The organism is Pseudoduganella dura, assembly GCF_009727155.1.
Taxonomy (GTDB): domain Bacteria; phylum Pseudomonadota; class Gammaproteobacteria; order Burkholderiales; family Burkholderiaceae_D; genus Rugamonas; species Rugamonas dura.
Genome location: NZ_WNWM01000002.1, coordinates 3284519 through 3301177, shown reverse-complemented (window position 1 = coordinate 3301177; position 16659 = coordinate 3284519). Strand labels below are relative to the sequence as shown.

Annotated in this window: 15 protein-coding genes; all 15 read right to left on the bottom strand. The window is 63.3% G+C overall.

Annotated elements, in window-relative coordinates; genetic code table 11:
* Positions 1-42: 42 nt before the first annotated feature.
* The 15 genes from hisG to GJV26_RS14400 all read right to left on the bottom strand — a co-directional run bounded on the left by hisG (position 43) and on the right by GJV26_RS14400 (position 16649).
* On the bottom strand, positions 43-720 hold the full coding sequence (gene hisG / locus GJV26_RS14470) for an ATP phosphoribosyltransferase (protein WP_155709424.1): 678 nt from the start codon (positions 718-720) through the stop codon (positions 43-45).
* Positions 721-722: 2 nt separating this feature from the next.
* Positions 723-1973: a UDP-N-acetylglucosamine 1-carboxyvinyltransferase gene (gene murA / locus GJV26_RS14465; protein ID WP_155709423.1), complete on the bottom strand. Its 1251-nt coding sequence runs from the start codon at positions 1971-1973 to the stop codon at positions 723-725.
* A gap of 11 nt (positions 1974-1984) precedes the next feature.
* Complete coding sequence (locus GJV26_RS14460; protein ID WP_155709422.1) at positions 1985-2227, bottom strand: BolA family protein; 243 nt, start codon at positions 2225-2227, stop codon at positions 1985-1987.
* A 12-nt stretch (positions 2228-2239) separates the two neighbouring features.
* The gene (locus tag GJV26_RS14455; RefSeq protein ID WP_155709421.1) at positions 2240-3001 is read right to left on the bottom strand and encodes an ABC transporter permease; all 762 of its coding nucleotides are present in this window, start codon (positions 2999-3001) and stop codon (positions 2240-2242) included.
* Positions 2998-3927, bottom strand: coding sequence for an ABC transporter ATP-binding protein (locus GJV26_RS14450; protein ID WP_155709420.1), 930 nt, complete (start codon positions 3925-3927; stop codon positions 2998-3000). Before GJV26_RS14450 ends, GJV26_RS14455 begins: the two co-directional genes overlap by 4 nt.
* A 217-nt stretch (positions 3928-4144) precedes the next feature.
* Entirely contained in the window at positions 4145-4450 is a 306-nt protein-coding gene (locus tag GJV26_RS14445; protein ID WP_155709419.1) for an STAS domain-containing protein, read from the bottom strand.
* Positions 4451-4509: 59 nt separating this feature from the next.
* Positions 4510-5154, bottom strand: coding sequence for an MlaC/ttg2D family ABC transporter substrate-binding protein (locus GJV26_RS14440; RefSeq protein WP_155709418.1), 645 nt, complete (start codon positions 5152-5154; stop codon positions 4510-4512).
* Positions 5155-5281: 127 nt separating this feature from the next.
* Positions 5282-6058 carry an MlaA family lipoprotein gene (locus GJV26_RS14435; RefSeq protein ID WP_155709417.1) on the bottom strand — a complete coding sequence of 259 codons (777 nt, stop codon included), beginning with the start codon at positions 6056-6058 and terminating at the stop codon, positions 5282-5284.
* Positions 6058-6528: an outer membrane lipid asymmetry maintenance protein MlaD gene (mlaD, locus tag GJV26_RS14430; protein ID WP_155709416.1), complete on the bottom strand. Its 471-nt coding sequence runs from the start codon at positions 6526-6528 to the stop codon at positions 6058-6060. Before mlaD ends, GJV26_RS14435 begins: the two co-directional genes overlap by 1 nt.
* A gap of 55 nt (positions 6529-6583) precedes the next feature.
* A complete protein-coding gene (mlaE, locus tag GJV26_RS14425) occupies positions 6584-7369 on the bottom strand; it encodes a lipid asymmetry maintenance ABC transporter permease subunit MlaE (protein ID WP_155709415.1) in 786 nt (261 codons plus the stop codon).
* Complete coding sequence (locus tag GJV26_RS14420) at positions 7366-8169, bottom strand: ABC transporter ATP-binding protein (protein WP_189441607.1); 804 nt, start codon at positions 8167-8169, stop codon at positions 7366-7368. Before GJV26_RS14420 ends, mlaE begins: the two co-directional genes overlap by 4 nt.
* A 376-nt stretch (positions 8170-8545) precedes the next feature.
* Entirely contained in the window at positions 8546-10009 is a 1464-nt protein-coding gene (locus GJV26_RS14415; RefSeq protein WP_155709414.1) for a glutamate synthase subunit beta, read from the bottom strand.
* 15 nt (positions 10010-10024) lie between these two features.
* Complete coding sequence (locus tag GJV26_RS14410; RefSeq protein ID WP_155709413.1) at positions 10025-14758, bottom strand: glutamate synthase-related protein; 4734 nt, start codon at positions 14756-14758, stop codon at positions 10025-10027.
* Between the two features lie 394 nt (positions 14759-15152).
* Positions 15153-15842, bottom strand: coding sequence for a transposase (locus GJV26_RS14405; protein WP_155709412.1), 690 nt, complete (start codon positions 15840-15842; stop codon positions 15153-15155).
* Positions 15843-15968: 126 nt separating this feature from the next.
* The gene (locus GJV26_RS14400; protein WP_155709411.1) at positions 15969-16649 is read right to left on the bottom strand and encodes a response regulator transcription factor; all 681 of its coding nucleotides are present in this window, start codon (positions 16647-16649) and stop codon (positions 15969-15971) included.
* Between the last annotated feature and the right edge of the window lie 10 nt (positions 16650-16659).

Here is a 16659-nt window from a genome sequence, read left to right as displayed (position 1 = left end):
GGTGGCTGGCTTGCTATGCTGATTGTGCGGGATTGTTGCCGACTAGGCTGACTGGGAGGCGCGTTCGAACGCCTCGAGGATCGGTTGCAGGCGGGCGCGCTTGAGCTTCAACGCGGCCTGGTTGACGACCAGGCGGGACGAGATATCGCAGATCTCTTCCACTTCCACCAGGTTGTTGGCGCGCAGCGTGCTGCCGGTGCTGACCAGGTCGACGATCGCATCGGACAGGCCGACCAGCGGCGCCAGTTCCATCGAGCCGTACAGCTTGATCAGGTCCACGTGCACGCCCTTCTTGGCGAAGTGCTGGCGCGCCATCTCGGTGAACTTGGTGGCCACGCGCAGGCGCGCGCCCTGGCGCACCGCGGTCTCGTAATCGAAGCCGGCCTTGACGGCGACGGACATGCGGCAGCGCGCGATGTTCAGGTCGATCGGCTGGTACAGGCCTTCGCCGCCGTGCTCGAACAGCACGTCCTTGCCGGCCACGCCGAAGTCGGCGGCGCCATGCTGCACGTACGTGGGCACGTCGGTGGCGCGCACGATCAGCACGCGCACGTTCGGGTCGTTGGTCGGCAGGATCAGCTTGCGCGAGGTTTCCGGATTTTCCGTGACGGTGATGCCGGCGGCGGCCAGCAGCGGCAAGGTGTCCTCGAAGATCCGGCCCTTCGACAGGGCGAGGATCAGCTGCGAGCGGTCGGTGGCCTGGCTTGGTAATGTCGACATGATTACTTGATACGGGTGATGTTGGCGCCGACGGCGGAGAGCTTCACTTCCATGCGGTCGTAGCCGCGGTCCAGGTGATAGATGCGGTCGACCAGCGTTTCGCCCTTGGCGGCGAGGCCGGCGATGACCAGCGATGCCGAGGCGCGCAGGTCGGTGGCCATCACCGGCGCGCCGATCAGCTGGGGCACGCCGTCGATCCACGCGGTGTTGCCATCGATGCGGATCTGCGCGCCCAGCCGGTTCATTTCCTGCACGTGCATGAAGCGGTTCTCGAAGATCGTCTCCGTCACGCTGCTGTGGCCGCTGGCAACCGTGTTGACGGCCATGAACTGCGCCTGCATGTCGGTCGGGAAGCCGGGATATTCGGTGGTGCGGAACGACACCGGCGCCGGCCGCGCATCCATCTGCGCGCGAATCCACGTATCGCCCACGGTCAGCCGCACGCCCATCTCGCGCAGCTTGTCCAGCGCCACGTCGAGGATGTCGGTACGGGTGTTGCGGATCGTGATGTCGCCACCGGCGGCCGCGACGGCGCACAGGAACGTGGCCGCTTCGATGCGGTCCGAGATCACGGCATGGGCGGCGCCGTTCAGCGCCGGCACGCCCTGGATCACCAGGCGGCTGGTGCCGATGCCGTCGATCTTCGCGCCCATCGCCACCAGGAGGTTGGCCAGGTCGGTCACTTCCGGCTCGCTCGCGGCGTTTTCCAGCACCGTTTCGCCTTCGGCCAGCGTGGCCGCCATCAGCAGGTTTTCCGTGCCGGTCACCGTGATCATGTCGGTAACGATGCGGGTGCCTTGCAGTTTTTTCGCCTTGGCGTAGATGTAGCCGGCATCGATCGAGATCTCGGCGCCCAGTGCGCGCAAGCCCTTGATGTGCTGGTCGACGGGGCGCGAACCGATCGCGCAGCCGCCCGGCAGCGACACCTTGGCTTCGCCGAAGCGGGCCAGCAGCGGGCCGAGCACGAGGATCGACGCGCGCATCGTCTTCACCATTTCATACGGCGCTTCGAGCTTGTCGATCTTCGCGCCGTTCAGCGTGACCTGGTCGCCGTTCTGCTCGACCGACAGGCCGGTCTGGCGCAACAGTTTCAGCATCGTCGACACATCGTGCAGGTTCGGCACGTTCGACAGCTGCAGGTCGCCCGCCGTCAGCAGGCCGGCGCACAGGATCGGCAGTGCCGCGTTCTTCGCGCCGGAGATCTGGATGTCGCCGACCAGGCGCTTGCCGCCGGTGATGAGCAGTTTGTCCATGCGATTATTCCTTATGCCTTGGCGCCGAATTCTTCGGGAGTCAGCGTTTTCATCGACAGCGCGTGGATTTCCTCGCGCATGCGGTCGCCCAGTGCCGCGTACACGATCTGGTGGCGCTGGATCGGACGCTTGCCCGCGAACGCATGCGAGACGATGACGGCGGTGAAGTGCTGGCCGTCGCCCTCCACTTCGAGGTGGGTGCATTCGAGGCCGGCGGCGATGTAGCCGTGGATTGCTTCGGGAGTCGTGGTCATGTTGGGTACCTCTTAGTGTCTGAGTCTGTAGCCGCTCTTGAGCAGCCGGATGGCCAGCAATGCGAGCACCACCAGGAAGGCGGAGACAATCGCCAGGCTGGTCCAGGGATTGATGTCGGACTGGCCGAAGAACCCGTAGCGGAAGCCGTCGATCATGTAGAAGAACGGGTTCAGGTGCGAGACGGTCAGCCAGAACGGCGGCAGCGAGTGGATCGAATAGAACACGCCGGACAGGAACGTGAGCGGCATGATCAGGAAATTCTGGAACGCGGCCAGCTGGTCGAATTTCTCGGCCCAGATACCGGCGATGAGGCCCATCGTGCCGAGGATAGCGGCGCCCAGCAGCGCGAACACGGCGATCCACAGCGGCCACGCGAACGTCATGTGCGCGAACCAGGCGGTGACGACGAACACGCCCAGCCCTACCGTGAGGCCGCGTACCATCGCGGCGATCGTGTAGGCCGAGAAGATTTCCCAGTGCGACAGGGGCGTGAGCAGCACGAACACCAGGTTGCCGGCGATCTTCGACTGGATCAGCGACGACGACGAGTTCGCGAACGAATTCTGCAGCACGCTCATCATCACCAGGCCGGGAATCAGGAACGCCGTGTACGATACGCCCGGGTAGACCTGCACGCGGCCTTCGAGCACATGGCCGAAGATCAGCAGGTACAGCATGGCGGTCAGGATCGGCGCGGCGACCGTCTGCGTGGCCACCTTGTAGAAGCGCAGCGTTTCCTTGTAGACCAGCGTGCGGAAGCCCATCGACATCATTGCGGGCCTCCGTTGCCCGTGATCTCCAGGAAGATGTCTTCCAGGTCGGCCTGCTGCAGCTGCATCTCGTCGATGACGGCGCCGCTTTCGCGCAGCCGCGCCAGGATGGTTTCCACTTCCATGTATTCGTTGACCTTCAGGCTGTATTTGCGGCCGGCGTTGGGCAACTGCGCAACCGGCTCGTCGTGCAGCACCAGGTGGCGCAGCGACTGCGGCAGCTCGCCGGCTTTCAGGTGCACGATCAGCTGCGAGCCGGAAATGCGGCGGATCAGCGACGACATCGTGTCCAGCGCCACCACCTTGCCCAGCTTGAGCATGGCCACGCGCTTGCACATCGCCTGCGCCTCTTCGAGGTAGTGCGTGGTCAGCACGATGGTATGGCCTTCGCGGTTCAGGCGCGAGATGAACTTCCACAGCGTCTGGCGCAGTTCGACGTCCACGCCGGCGGTGGGTTCGTCGAGCACGATGACGGGCGGCTTGTGCACCAGCGCCTGCGCCACCAGCACGCGGCGCTTCATGCCGCCGGACAGCGCGCGCATGTTGGTATCGGCCTTGTTCGTCAGGTCGAGGTTGTCCATCACCTCGTCGATCCACTTGTCGTTGTTCGGCAGGCCGAAGTAGCCGGACTGCAGGCGCAGCGTCTCGCGCACCGTGAAGAACGGGTCGAACACCAGTTCCTGCGGCACCACGCCGAGCTTCTTGCGGGCGGCGCGGAAATCGGAGACCACGTCGTGGCCATGGATGGAGACGGTGCCCGAATCCGGCCGGATCAGGCCCGCGATAATGGAAATGAGCGTGGTCTTGCCTGCGCCGTTCGGCCCGAGCAGCCCGAAAAACTCGCCTTCCTCGATCGAGAGCGACACGCCGCCCAGCGCCTGCAGCGATTGGTAGCGCTTTTCGACATTGCTGATTTGGATTGCTGTCATGCTTGGCTTGTATGTGTTCTTTGCAACGCCGGCCGTTGCGCCGGGGGTCCGCACTGGCGCCGGACCGGCGCACTGGACCCGCACCGGGCCTGTTATTGCGGGCGCTCGCGCCATTCCGGCTGGAGCAACGGTCAATTATAGGGGAATTTCGGTCCAGCCATGCCGCGGGGGGCGGCGGATCGGCGGATTTACTGCGTGCGAGGGGGCGAGGCGGGGGTCAATGGTGGTGCAGTTCGGTATCGGCCACTTCCGGCGACACGAGCGAACAGACACCATACAGCTTGGTCAGGCTTAACAGCATCGGCGGCAGGTTCACGAGGCGCAGCTTGACGCCTTCCGCATGCGCGGCGCGCTGCCACGCCAGCATCACCGACACGGCGGCCGAATCGACTGCCACCACATTGCGCATGTCGAATTCCGTCTGCCCCGCGCGCAGCGCGGCCAGGCCGTGCTCCAGCGCCGCCGTGGCGTTATCGACGGTCAGCGCGGTAAGGGACAGCATGTTGTTCGGGGAATCGGACATGTTTTCGCAGGATGAAGGCGTGCAATGGGCCGGAAGCGTGCTCCCGGCCCCAGGGATGATTACTTCTTGGCGGTTGCCAGCGGCTTGCTTGCCAGCTGCTTGTTCTTCGCCGCCAGCGTCTTGATCAGGCCGTCGATGCCGCCCTTGCTGATCTCGGTGTTGAAGGTGCCCTTGTAGGTTTCCACCAGCCAGGCGCCCAGCACGTTGATGTCATAGATCTTCCAGCCATCGGCGCCCTTGGCGACGCGATAGTTCAGCAGCACCGGTTCGCCGCGGGTCATGTTGACCTGGGAACGCACTTCCACTTCGGTGTCGGTGGCATCGGCGCGCAGCGGCTTGAATTCGATCGTCTCGTTGCGCACCTGGGACAGCGCGCCGGAATACGTGTAGATCAGCAGCGTGCGGAATTCGGTCGACAGCGCGCGCTTCTGTTCCGGCGTGGCTTCGCGCCAGTAGCGGCCGGCGGCCAGCGCGGTCATGCGCTCGAAGTCCACGTACGGCAGGATCTTGGTTTCCACCAGGTCCATCACCTTGCGGGTATTGCCGGCCTGGATATCCTTGTCGGTCTTGGCGACGTTGAGCACGTCGGAGCTGATGCGCTTGACCAGCTGGTCCGGCGCTTCGTTCGTGCCCTGGGCCGCTGCGAAGCCGGTGGTGGCGAACGCGATGGCGGCGACGGCGATCAGTTGTTTAATCAGTTTCATGTGGTTTTACCCTGTGTGGTTGTACCGGAATTCGTTGCGGGCACTGGCTGGCGGCATGCACAGCCGGTGAACCCATTATAGCGGTCACCGGCAGCGCCAATCCGGCCACTGTGTGCCGAGATGTAACTCAGGTGGCCGGCGCGGTGGCTGGCGGCAAGGCGCCATCGCCGGTCGGTTTCACGGCCGGCTGTTCCGGCACGTTTTCCTCTTCCTTCGTTTGCGGCACGTCGCCGTCATAGACCTGGCTCTGGCGGCGCTGCAGGAAACCGTCGCGCACGAATTCGTAGCGGTCCAGCGCGGCATCTTCCAGCAGCGACGACGCATCGAGCAGGGCGGCGCGCTGGTCGATCACGCGCACGCCGGCACCGATGTTGCGCACGTTGATCGGATCCTTGTAGCTCCATGGATCGGCCACCATGTCGAGCGGCAGGCCGACGGTGTCGCGCAACGTGGACGGGCCCAGCAGCGGCAGCATCACGTACGGGCCCGACTGCACACCCCAGCGGCCCAGCGTCTGGCCGAAGTCTTCCTTGTGCTTGCGCAGGCCGGCTTCCGAAGCGATATCGAACAGGCCCAGCACGCCGAAGGTGGAGTTCAGCGCAAAGCGGCCCAGGTCGGACACGCCATCGCCGCCTTTGCCTTGCAGCAGGTTGTTACCGCCGGTCCAGAGATCCTGCAGGTTGCCGAAGAAATTGTTGACGCCCGTCTGCACGAACGACGGCGTGACATTCTTGTAGCCGGTCGCCACGGGTTTCAGCGCGTAGGTATCGACCTTGTCGTTGAAATTGAAGACGGCGCGGTTCCAGTTTTCCATCGGATCGCGCTTGTCGGGACCGACGGCGCAGCCCGACAGGGTGGCTGCGGCAGCGATTGCCAGCAGAACAGGGGTGGTAGAACGGCGCATCAGTTGGAGTCCTTTCCTTCAGCAGCCTTGCTGTAGATAAATTGATTGATCAGGTCTTCCAGCACCGCGGCGGATTGCGTACGGGCGATCTTGTCGCCTTGCGCCAGGTTGTTCTCGTCGCCACCGGCTTCGATACCCACATACTGCTCGCCCAGCAATCCGGCGGTCAGGATCTTGGCCGAGCTGTCTTTAGGAAACTTGTACGTCGCATCCATCTCCAGCGTCACGGCCGCCTTGTACGACTTGTCGTCGAACGCGATGCGCGCCACGCGCCCCACCACCACGCCCGACGCCTTCACGGCTGCCTGCGGCCGCAGGCTGCCGATATTGTCGAACTTGGCGGTGATTTCGTACGTCTTCGCGAGCGAGAACGTGCCGCTGTTGCCGGCCTTCAAAGCCAGGAACATCAGCGCCGCGACGCCGAACACGACGAACAGGCCGACCCACACATCCAGAGATTTGCGTTGCATTTTTACTTATCCTATCTGTTTTTCTATAAGCACGCCGAAGCGTTCCCGCAAGGAATTATTTACTGAACATCAGGGCGGTCAGCATGAAATCGAGCCACCAGATCATCAGCGACGACACGACCACCGTGCGGGTCGTGGCGCCGGCCACGTCTTCCGGCGTGGGCCGCGTTTCGTAGCCCTGGTACAGGGAGATGAACGTGATCGCTATGCCGAACACGACGCTCTTGACGAAGCCGTTGAACACATCCTTCCAGAGGTCCACGCCGGACTGCATCTGCGACCAGAACGCGCCGGCATCGACGCCGATCAGGCCGACACCGACCAGGTAGCCGCCGAAGATGCCGACCGCGGAAAAGATCGACGCCAGCAGCGGCACGGCGATCACGCCGGCCCAGAACCGCGGCGCCAGCACGCGCTGGATCGGGTTCACGGCCATCATTTCCATCGCCGACAGTTGCTCGCCCGCCTTCATCAGGCCGATCTCGGCGGTCAACGACGTGCCGGCGCGGCCGGCGAACAGCAGGCCGGTAATGACGGGGCCCAGTTCGCGCGTCAGGCCCAGCGCCACCAGCAGGCCGAGCGACTCGGAAGCACCATATTTGCTCAGCGTGTAATAGCCCTGCAGGCCCAGCACCATGCCGACGAACAGGCCGGACAGCGTGATGATCAGCAGCGAATAATTGCCGATGAAGTGCAGCTGCTCGATGACGAGGCGCGGACGGCGCATCATGCCCGGCGACAGGCCGATCATCGTGAAGAAGGTGCGGGTGGCGTAGCCGACGCTTTCCACATAGTCCCGTACGGTGTTGCCGACGCCGGCAAGAACGCGGCGGCCGATCATTTCCGCGCTCCCAGGCCCAGGTCGTCGGCGAGCGATTTGCCGGGGTAGTGGAACGGCACCGGGCCGTCCGCCTCGGCGTGCACGAATTGTTTTACGTAAGGATCGGTCGATACCATCATTTCAGCCGGGGTGCCGTGGGCAACGATCTTGCCCTGCGACAGGAAATACACGTAATCCGCGATCGTGAACGACTCCTTGACGTCGTGGGACACCAGGATGCTGGTGGAACCCAGCGCATCGTTCAGGTTGCGGACCAGGTTCGCGGTGACGCCCATCGAAATCGGGTCGAGGCCGGCGAACGGCTCGTCGTACATGATCAGTTGCGGGTCGAGGGCGATGCTGCGCGCCAGCGCCACCCGGCGCGCCATGCCGCCGGAAATCTCGCCCGGCTTCAGCGGCGCCGCATTGCGCAGGCCGACCGCGTTCAGCTTCATCAGCACGAGGTCGCGGATCAGTTCTTCCGGCAGGTCGGTATGCTCGCGCAGGGGAAACGCCACGTTCTCGAACACGGTGAGGTCGGTGAACAGTGCGCCATGCTGGAACAGCATGCCCATTTTGCGGCGCAACAAGTACAGATCGTTGGTCTTCAGCTTGTGCACGACCTGGCCGTCGACGCTGACCTGGCCCTTGCTGGGGCGGATCTGTCCGCCGATCAGGCGCAATACCGTCGTCTTGCCGCTGCCCGAACCGCCCATGACCGCAATGACTTTCCCCTTTGGAAAGTCCATGTTCAGCCCTGCCAGGATGGGGCGCTTCCCATACGAGAAGTGCAAGTCACGGATTTCTACGAGGTTTGCCACGGCAGAGAGTCTTTATTTTTTAATGCCATATTGTAATGCAGAAATCCCATACTCTGCTGGCAGCCACTCTGGAGAGGCTTATATGGCTCAGGTTAAGTAGTGAATAATACAACACTAATAACCGCCGAGTCAGTAATTTACATTTGGCAAACTGTGTTAATTTTGTGCAAGGCAACATCGCCAAAAACCGGGGTCAGACCCCAGTTCCAAGAAATATTTCTCACTTGCGCAACAAAAACATCGCCAAAAAACCGGGGCTGGCGAGAAATATTGCCTAAATTTGGGGTCTGACCCCGGTTTCAGGAAATCTTGTTCAACTTGGCAACAAAAAGCCCGCCGCGGCGGGCCGGGCGGGCTTTAAGGGTGCGCCAGGGAATCAGCGTGGCAGGACGGAGTGGCCCATCAGGTACTCGTCGACCGCGCGGGCGCACTGGCGGCCTTCGCGGATGGCCCACACGACCAGCGACTGGCCGCGGCGGATGTCGCCCGCGGCGAAGACGCCGGGCTTGCTGGTGACGTAGGCATTGCTGCCTTCGGTGGCGGCACGGGCATTGCCCCGGCCGTCTTTTTCCACGCCAAAAGCTTCCAGCACCTGTTGTACCGGCGACACAAAGCCCATCGCCAGCAGCACCAGGTCGGCCTTCATTTCGAATTCCGAGTTCGGCACTTCGGCCATCTTGCCGTCTTTCCACTCCACGCGGCAGGCGATCAGCTTCTCGACCTTGCCGTTCTTGCCTTCCAGGCGCTTGGTGGCAACCGCCCAGTCACGCTCGCAGCCCTCTTCGTGCGACGACGAGGTGCGCAGCTTGGTCGGCCAGTACGGCCACACCATCGGCTTGTTTTCCTGCTCCGGCGGCATCGGCATCAGTTCGAACTGCGTGATGGCCGCGGCCCCGTGGCGGTTCGACGTGCCCACGCAGTCGGAGCCCGTATCGCCGCCGCCGATCACCACCACGTGCTTGCCGGTGGCCTTGATCTGGTCCTTGACCTTGTCGCCGGCGTTGATCTTGTTCTGCTGCGGCAGGAAGTCCATCGCGAAATGCACGCCCTTGAGCTCGCGGCCCGGCACCGGCAGGTCGCGCGGCTGTTCCGCGCCGCCAGCGATGACGACGGCGTCGAATTCCTTCTCCAGGTCTTCCGGGAAGATGGTTTCCTTGGCCCAGTTGTTGACGTTGGCCGGGAAGTCCTTGCCCACCAGCGTCGACATGCGGAACTTCACGCCTTCCGCTTCCATCTGCTCGACGCGGCGGTCGATGTGGAACTTTTCCAGCTTGAAGTCGGGAATGCCGTAGCGCAGCAGGCCGCCGGCACGGTCCGATTTCTCGAACACGGTCACGTCATGGCCGGCGCGCGCCAGCTGCTGGGCGGCCGCCAGGCCGGCGGGGCCGGAACCGATGATCGCCACTTTCTTGCCCGTCTTGTGATCGGCCGGCTGCGGCTTGACCCAGCCGTGTTCCCAGCCTTCGTCGATGATCTTGTGCTCGATCGACTTGATGCCCACCGGATCGTCGTTGATGCCCAGCGTGCAGGCGCTTTCGCACGGCGCCGGGCAGATGCGGCCAGTGAATTCCGGGAAGTTGTTGGTCGAGTGCAGCACATCCAGCGCCTGGCGGTAGTGGTGGCGGTACACCAGGTCGTTCCAGTCCGGGATGATGTTGTTGACCGGGCAGCCCGTATTGCAGAACGGGATGCCGCAATCCATGCAGCGTGCGCCCTGCACCTTGGCCTGGTCGTCCGTGAGCTTGAGCACGAACTCTTTGTAGTTCTTCAGGCGCGATTCCGGGGCCAGGTAGCTTTCGTCCTGGCGCTGGAATTCCATGAAACCGGTGATTTTTCCCATTTTCTCTATCTTTCCTTAAGCGGCGATCGCCTGGGTTTCCGCTTCGATCGCGGCATTGTCGGACAGCTCGATCAGAGCGCGCTTGTATTCGTTCGGGAACACTTTCACGAACTTGCCGCGGCTCTCCGCCCAGTTGTCCAGCAACATGCGGGCACGGGTGCTGCCCGTGTGCTTGAAGTGACGCTCGATCAGGCGCTTCAGGATCGTTTCGTCCGACTCCGGCGTGCCGTTGCGGTGTTGCGCGTGCCAGGTCGACTTGTCGTCGTGCTCGGAGGCCGGCAACACTTCTTCCAGGCTGACCATCGACAGGTTGCAGCGTTTCTCGAAATCGCCGTCCGGGTCGTACACGTAGGCGATGCCGCCCGACATGCCCGCCGCGAAGTTGCGGCCGGTGCCGCCCAGCACGACAACCGTGCCGCCGGTCATGTATTCGCAGCCGTGATCCCCGGTGCCTTCGACCACCGCCGTGGCACCCGAGTTACGCACCGCGAAACGCTCGCCGGCCACGCCGTTGAAGAACGCTTCGCCGGCGATCGCGCCATACAGCACGGTGTTGCCGATGATGATGTTGTTCACGGCCCAGCCGCGGAATTCGGTGTTCGGACGCACGATGATACGGCCGCCCGACAGACCCTTGCCCACGTAGTCGTTACCCTCGCCCACCAGGTCGATCGTGATGCCGTGCGCCAGGAACGCGCAGGCGGACTGGCCGGCGGTGCCCTGCAGCTGGATGTGGATCGTGTCGTCCGGCAGGCCGGCATGGCCGTAGCGCGCCGCCACTTCGCCGGACAGCATCGCGCCCACGGTGCGGTTCAGGTTCTTCACCGGCGAGATGAACGACACGCGTTCGCCCTTCTCCAGTGCGGCCTTGGCCTGCGCGATCAGCTTGTGATCGAGCGCCTTCTCCAGGCCGTGTTCCTGCTCCTCGTTGTGGTACATGCACAGGCCGACATCGACCTTCGGCTGGTAGAAGATCGCCGAGAAGTCCAGGCCCTGCGCCTTCCAGTGCGTGATCGCCTTCGACTTGTCGAGCAGGTCGGCACGGCCGATCAGTTCGTCGTACGTGCGGATGCCCAGCTGCGCCATCAGTTGACGCGCTTCCTCGGCCACGAAGAAGAAGTAGTTCACCACGTGTTCCGGCTTGCCCTGGAACTTGGCGCGCAGCACGGGATCCTGCGTGGCCACGCCCACCGGGCAGGTGTTCAGGTGGCATTTGCGCATCATGATGCAGCCCTCGACCACCAGCGGTGCCGTGGCAAAGCCGATTTCGTCGGCGCCCAGCATCGCGGCGATGACCACGTCGCGGCCGGTACGCATCTGGCCGTCGGCCTGCACGCGGATCCGGTTGCGCAGGCCGTTCAGCACCAGCGTCTGTTGCGTTTCGGCGAGGCCCAGCTCCCACGGCGTGCCGGCATGCTTCACCGACGACAGTGGCGAGGCGCCGGTGCCGCCGTCATGGCCGGCCACCACCACGTGGTCCGCCTTGGCTTTCGAGACGCCGGCCGCCACGGTGCCGATCCCCACTTCCGACACCAGCTTCACGGAAATCGAAGCGCGCGGGTTGACGTTCTTCAGGTCGTGGATCAGCTGTGCCAGATCCTCGATCGAGTAGATGTCGTGGTGCGGCGGCGGCGAGATCAGGCCCACGCCCGGCACGGCGAAACGCAGCGTGGCGATGTAGCCGGAAACCTTGTGGCCCGGCAGCTGGCCGCCTTCGCCCGGCTTGGCGCCCTGCGCCATCTTGATCTGAATCTGGTCCGCGGAGTTCAGGTATTCCGCCGTCACGCCGAAGCGGCCGGAAGCGACCTGCTTGATGCGCGAGCGCAGCGAATCGCCATCCTGCAGCGGGATGTCGACCACGACCTGGTCCTTGCCGATCACGTCGGCCATCGTCTGGCCGACCTTGATCGGAATGCCTTTGAGCTCGTTGCTGAAGCGGTTCGGATCTTCGCCGCCCTCGCCGGTGTTCGACTTGCCGCCGATGCGGTTCATCGCGATGGCCAGCGTGGCGTGCGCCTCGGTGGAGATCGAACCCATCGACATGGCGCCGGTGGCGAAACGCTTGACGATTTCCTTGGCCGGTTCCACTTCTTCCAGCGGGATCGCCTTGGCCGGATCGATCTTGAACTCGAACAGGCCGCGCAGCGTCAGGTGACGGCGGCTCTGGTCGTTGATGATCTGCGCGTATTCCTTGTACGTGTTGAAGTTGTTCGCACGGGTCGAGTGCTGCAGCTTGGCGATCGCGTCCGGCGTCCACAGGTGGTCTTCGCCGCGCACGCGGTAGGCGTATTCGCCGCCCGCATCGAGCGACTCGGCCAGCACCGGGTCGTTGCCGAATGCCAGGTTGTGCAGGCGCAGCGCTTCGTCGGCGATCTCGAACAGGCCGATGCCTTCGACGTTCGACGCGGTGCCCTTGAAGTACTTGTTGACCACTGCCTTGTTCAGGCCGATCGCTTCGAAGATCTGGGCGCCGCAGTACGACATGTACGTGGAGATGCCCATCTTCGACATCACCTTCATCAGGCCCTTGCCGACGGCCTTGGTGTAGTTGTACAGCGCCTGCTCCGGCGTCAGGTCGCCCGGCATCGCGTGGGCCAGTTCGGCCAGCGTTTCCATCGCCAGGTACGGGTGCACGGCTTCGGCGCCATAGCCCGCCAGCAGCGCGAAGTGGTGCGTTTCACGCGCCGAACCGGTCTCGACGACGAGGCCGGCCGAAGCGCGCAGGCCCTTGCTGACCAGGTGCTGGTGGATCGCGGACGTTGCCAGCAGCGCCGGAATCGCCACGCGGTCGGCGCACACGGCGCGGTCGGACACGATGAGGATATTGTGGCCGGACTTGATCGCGTCGACCGCTTCCGCGCACAGCGAGGCCAGCGACGCTTCGACGCCTTCCTTGCCCCACGTCAGCGGGTAGCAGATCGACAGCTCGTACGACTTGAACTTGCCGCCGGTATGGCCGCTGATGTGGCGCAGGCGCGTCATGTCGTCGAACGACAGCACCGGCTGCGACACTTCGAGGCGCATCGGCGGGTTGACGTTGTTGGTATCGAGCAGGTTCGGCTTCGGACCGATGAACGACACCAGCGACATCACCATCGCTTCGCGGATCGGGTCGATCGGCGGGTTCGTGACCTGGGCGAACAGCTGCTTGAAGTAGTTGTACAGCGGCTTGAGCTTGTTGGACATGACGGCCAGCGGCGAGTCGTTGCCCATCGAGCCGGTGGCTTCCTCGCCGGCCAGCGCCATCGGCGCGAGCAGGAAGCGCAGGTCTTCCTGCGTGTAGCCGAACGCCTGCTGGCGGTCCAGCAGCGATGCCGGCAATTTCTCGCCCGTGGCCTGACCCGGCTTGGCGGCACCGTATTTATTCACGTTCTGGTGCAGCTGGCTTTCAGCCAGTTTCAGGCTGTTCAGCTTGATCCGGACAGCGTTGATCCATGCCTTGTACGGCTTGGCGTTGGCGTACGTATCCTTCAGTTCCTTGTCATCGATGATGCGGCCCGCTTCCAGGTCGATCAGGAACATCTTGCCCGGCTGCAGGCGCCACTTCTGGATGATCTTCGATTCCGGGATCGGCAGCACGCCCGATTCCGATGCCATCACCACCAGGTCGTCGTCCGTCACGATATAACGCGCAGGCCGCAATCCATTCCTGTCCAGCGTGCCGCCGATGTAGCGGCCGTCGGTGAACGCCATTGCGGCGGGGCCGTCCCACGGCTCCATCATCGCGGCGTGGTATTCATAGAACGCCTTGCGGTTGTCGTCCATCAGCGTGTGGTTTTCCCACGCTTCCGGAATCATCATCATCATCGCCTGGGCCAGCGGGTAGCCCGCCATCAGCAGCAGTTCCAGCGCGTTGTCGAAGCAGGCGGTGTCCGACTGGCCTTCATAGATCAGCGGGAACAGTTTCTGCAGGTCGTCGCCCAGCACGGCCGATTTCATCACGCCTTCGCGGGCGCGCATCCAGTTGAAGTTGCCCTTGACGGTGTTGATCTCGCCGTTGTGCGCGATCAGGCGGTACGGGTGGGCCAGCGGCCATTCCGGGAAGGTGTTCGTGGAGAAGCGCTGGTGCACCAGGGCCAGCGCGGAGATGCAGCGCGGATCCTGCAGGTCGCGGTAGTACACGCCGACCTGGTCGGCCAGCAGCAGGCCCTTGTAGACCACGGTACGGGCCGACATCGACGGCACGAAGAATTCGTTACCGTGTTGCAGCTTCAATGCCTGGATCGCGTGGCCGGACGACTTGCGGATCACATAGAGCTTGCGTTCGAGTGCGTCGGTCACCATGATGTCGGCGCCGCGGCCGATGAAGATCTGGCGGATCACCGGCTCTTTCGCGCGCACCAGCGGCGACATCGGCATTTCGCTGTCCACCGGCACGTTGCGCCAGCCCAGCACGACCTGGCCCTCGATGCGCACGGCGCGCTCGATTTCCTGTTCGCAGGCGATGCGCGAGGCGCTTTCCTTCGGCAGGAAGACCATGCCCACGCCATATTCGCCCGGCGGCGGCAGTTCGACGCCCTGCTTGCCCATCTCGTCGCGGTAGAACTGGTCGGGCACCTGGATCAGGATGCCGGCGCCATCGCCCATCAGCTTGTCGGCGCCAACGGCGCCGCGGTGATCGATATTCTTCAGGATCTGCAGACCCTGTTCGATGATGGAATGGCTTTTCTGGCCTTTGATGTGGGCTACGAAGCCGACACCGCAGGCGTCGTGTTCGTTGGCTGGGTCGTACAAACCTTGCGCGTTCATGGCTTTCTCCGAAGCAAAGAGCCCTGAACACCTACCGTGGCGGGTACGCATGGCTCCGGTTTTGCAAATTGAAAAGTGAGAGTAGTGCATCGCACCAGAAAACTCAACTTAATTAATTAGGGTCGGAGTCGAATTAATTGCACCTTTTTTACGCAAAATTTTAAATAGGGACAGAGTCATTCTGGTGCAAAAGATTGCGCGAAAGCGCCGTTCCTGCGCAAAAAGCAGTCAGAAATTGCTCAAGCTTTGCAGCCGACAGATGCTGATCAAAAACGTTGTAAAAAATCGGGGACAGTCCCCGATTTTTGGCAATACGTGATGAATCAAGGGGTTATGTCGCTTCAGGCGTGGCTGAGCTGGTTGTAATACAACGCTGGTTGACGAGCCGGACAGGTTACGGCTGCTTGAACGGCCGCCCGCGCTTGGCGGGCAGCACCTGCCGCCTGGCTTTCTGTTCGAGGTCCTTCTTGTATTGGTCGGTACCCAAGGGCCAGCCTTTCAGCACGGCGGCCTCGACAGTGGCGATCTGGGCGGCGGAGAGGTGCTGGCCCGACAGTTCGATGTAGGCGGCCTCGCGCTGGAATGGCGTATTGCCCAGTGACCAATACGCCGGGTGGTCGGTCACGACCCCGTCCGGACGGATGCCGGCGTGGTGGGCGTAGCTGGACCAGGGATATTCCTCGACCGCAGGGGACAACCCGGCGCGCACGGCCGCCAGCTCGATGTAGCGGCTGCATACCAGCAGGAAGTTGGCGGCATCGACGACCGATGTCTTGAATCGGCCATGCCACAGCGTGCCGGCGCGGCCGTACTTCTGGTTGTAGTACGGCACATAGCAGCGGCCCAGCCATTGCATCATCTGGCCCAGGCCCTCCTCGTCGGACGGCGTGGCCAGCATGTGCAGCTGGTCCGGCAGCAGCGCGTAGGCGTGGATGGCCACCTTGTACGTGCGCGCGGCCGTGCGCAGCCATCCGAGGAACGTGGTGTAGTCGTCCGTGTCCTGGAATACCGGCTGGCCGTTGAGGCCCCGCTGGATGATGTAATGGGGCTGGGAAGGAACGATGAGACGGGGCAGGCGGGCCATGCTGGATCGGTCGACAATGCGGCAAAGGGCGAAGGAACGATGATACCCCGCCGGCAACGACCCTGTCCCCAATTATTTCAGGAAATTAAAATTTCCCGGCGACTCTGTCCCCGATTGAAGCGGGGGTCAGGACAAGTTGAAACTGGTGGACAGGCTGTACCCCTCGCCATACGCGCTGCGCAGCGGCAGATCCTGGCCCAGCCCGGTACGGGCCTTCTTGCGCAGCCGGTAAACCAGCATGTCCACGCGGCGGCCGGCATCCGGATCGTCGCCGCCGATACCGGCCACGATCACCTGCCGGGGAACGGGCCGCGTGTTAATCGTCAGCAAGTGCAGGAAATTGCATTCCTTTTCCGTCAGCGTGATGGCCTGGCCCTGCAGTTCGAGCTGGCGGGCCGAAAGCCGCAATGTCCATTTGCTCAGTACGGGCGCCGCTTCCTGCGGACCGACGCGCCGGTCCAGCGCCTCGATATGGGCCGCGAGCTCCGGGAACTTGATGGGTTTCGTCAGGTAATGATCGGCGCCCAGGCGCAGCCCGAGAATGCGGCTGTCGAAATTGACACGCCCCGTCAGCACGAGCAGTCCGATCTGGGGATACAGTTGTCGCATCCTCGGTATCACATTGATACCATCCTCGTCGGGAAGACCAAGGTCCAGCACGACGACGCCGACGTTACCCTGGCTCAGCGCGGACCACATCTCGCCCGCGTTGTTGGTAATGCTGACATCGTGTCCCATTTCCCCCAGGTAATCCGCCATTTCCTCGGCGTATTCCAGGTTGTCTTCCACGATCAATATCTGCGTCATCGATGGCCAT

Excerpts from the sequence above, each read along its gene's own strand:
- GJV26_RS14450 (WP_155709420.1), bottom strand. The coding sequence starts at position 3,927 with ATGACAGCAATCCAAATCAGCAATGTCGAAAAGCGCTACCAATCGCTG.
- GJV26_RS14445 (WP_155709419.1), bottom strand. The coding sequence starts at position 4,450 with ATGTCCGATTCCCCGAACAACATGCTGTCCCTTACCGCGCTGACCGTC.
- murA (WP_155709423.1), bottom strand. The coding sequence starts at position 1,973 with ATGGACAAACTGCTCATCACCGGCGGCAAGCGCCTGGTCGGCGACATC.
- GJV26_RS14405 (WP_155709412.1), bottom strand. The coding sequence starts at position 15,842 with ATGGCCCGCCTGCCCCGTCTCATCGTTCCTTCCCAGCCCCATTACATC.
- GJV26_RS14410 (WP_155709413.1), bottom strand. The coding sequence starts at position 14,758 with ATGAACGCGCAAGGTTTGTACGACCCAGCCAACGAACACGACGCCTGC.
- mlaD (WP_155709416.1), bottom strand. The coding sequence starts at position 6,528 with ATGCAACGCAAATCTCTGGATGTGTGGGTCGGCCTGTTCGTCGTGTTC.
- GJV26_RS14460 (WP_155709422.1), bottom strand. The coding sequence starts at position 2,227 with ATGACCACGACTCCCGAAGCAATCCACGGCTACATCGCCGCCGGCCTC.
- GJV26_RS14400 (WP_155709411.1), bottom strand. The coding sequence starts at position 16,649 with ATGACGCAGATATTGATCGTGGAAGACAACCTGGAATACGCCGAGGAA.
- GJV26_RS14415 (WP_155709414.1), bottom strand. The coding sequence starts at position 10,009 with ATGGGAAAAATCACCGGTTTCATGGAATTCCAGCGCCAGGACGAAAGC.
- GJV26_RS14440 (WP_155709418.1), bottom strand. The coding sequence starts at position 5,154 with ATGAAACTGATTAAACAACTGATCGCCGTCGCCGCCATCGCGTTCGCC.
- GJV26_RS14435 (WP_155709417.1), bottom strand. The coding sequence starts at position 6,058 with ATGCGCCGTTCTACCACCCCTGTTCTGCTGGCAATCGCTGCCGCAGCC.
- hisG (WP_155709424.1), bottom strand. The coding sequence starts at position 720 with ATGTCGACATTACCAAGCCAGGCCACCGACCGCTCGCAGCTGATCCTC.
- mlaE (WP_155709415.1), bottom strand. The coding sequence starts at position 7,369 with ATGATCGGCCGCCGCGTTCTTGCCGGCGTCGGCAACACCGTACGGGAC.
- GJV26_RS14455 (WP_155709421.1), bottom strand. The coding sequence starts at position 3,001 with ATGATGTCGATGGGCTTCCGCACGCTGGTCTACAAGGAAACGCTGCGC.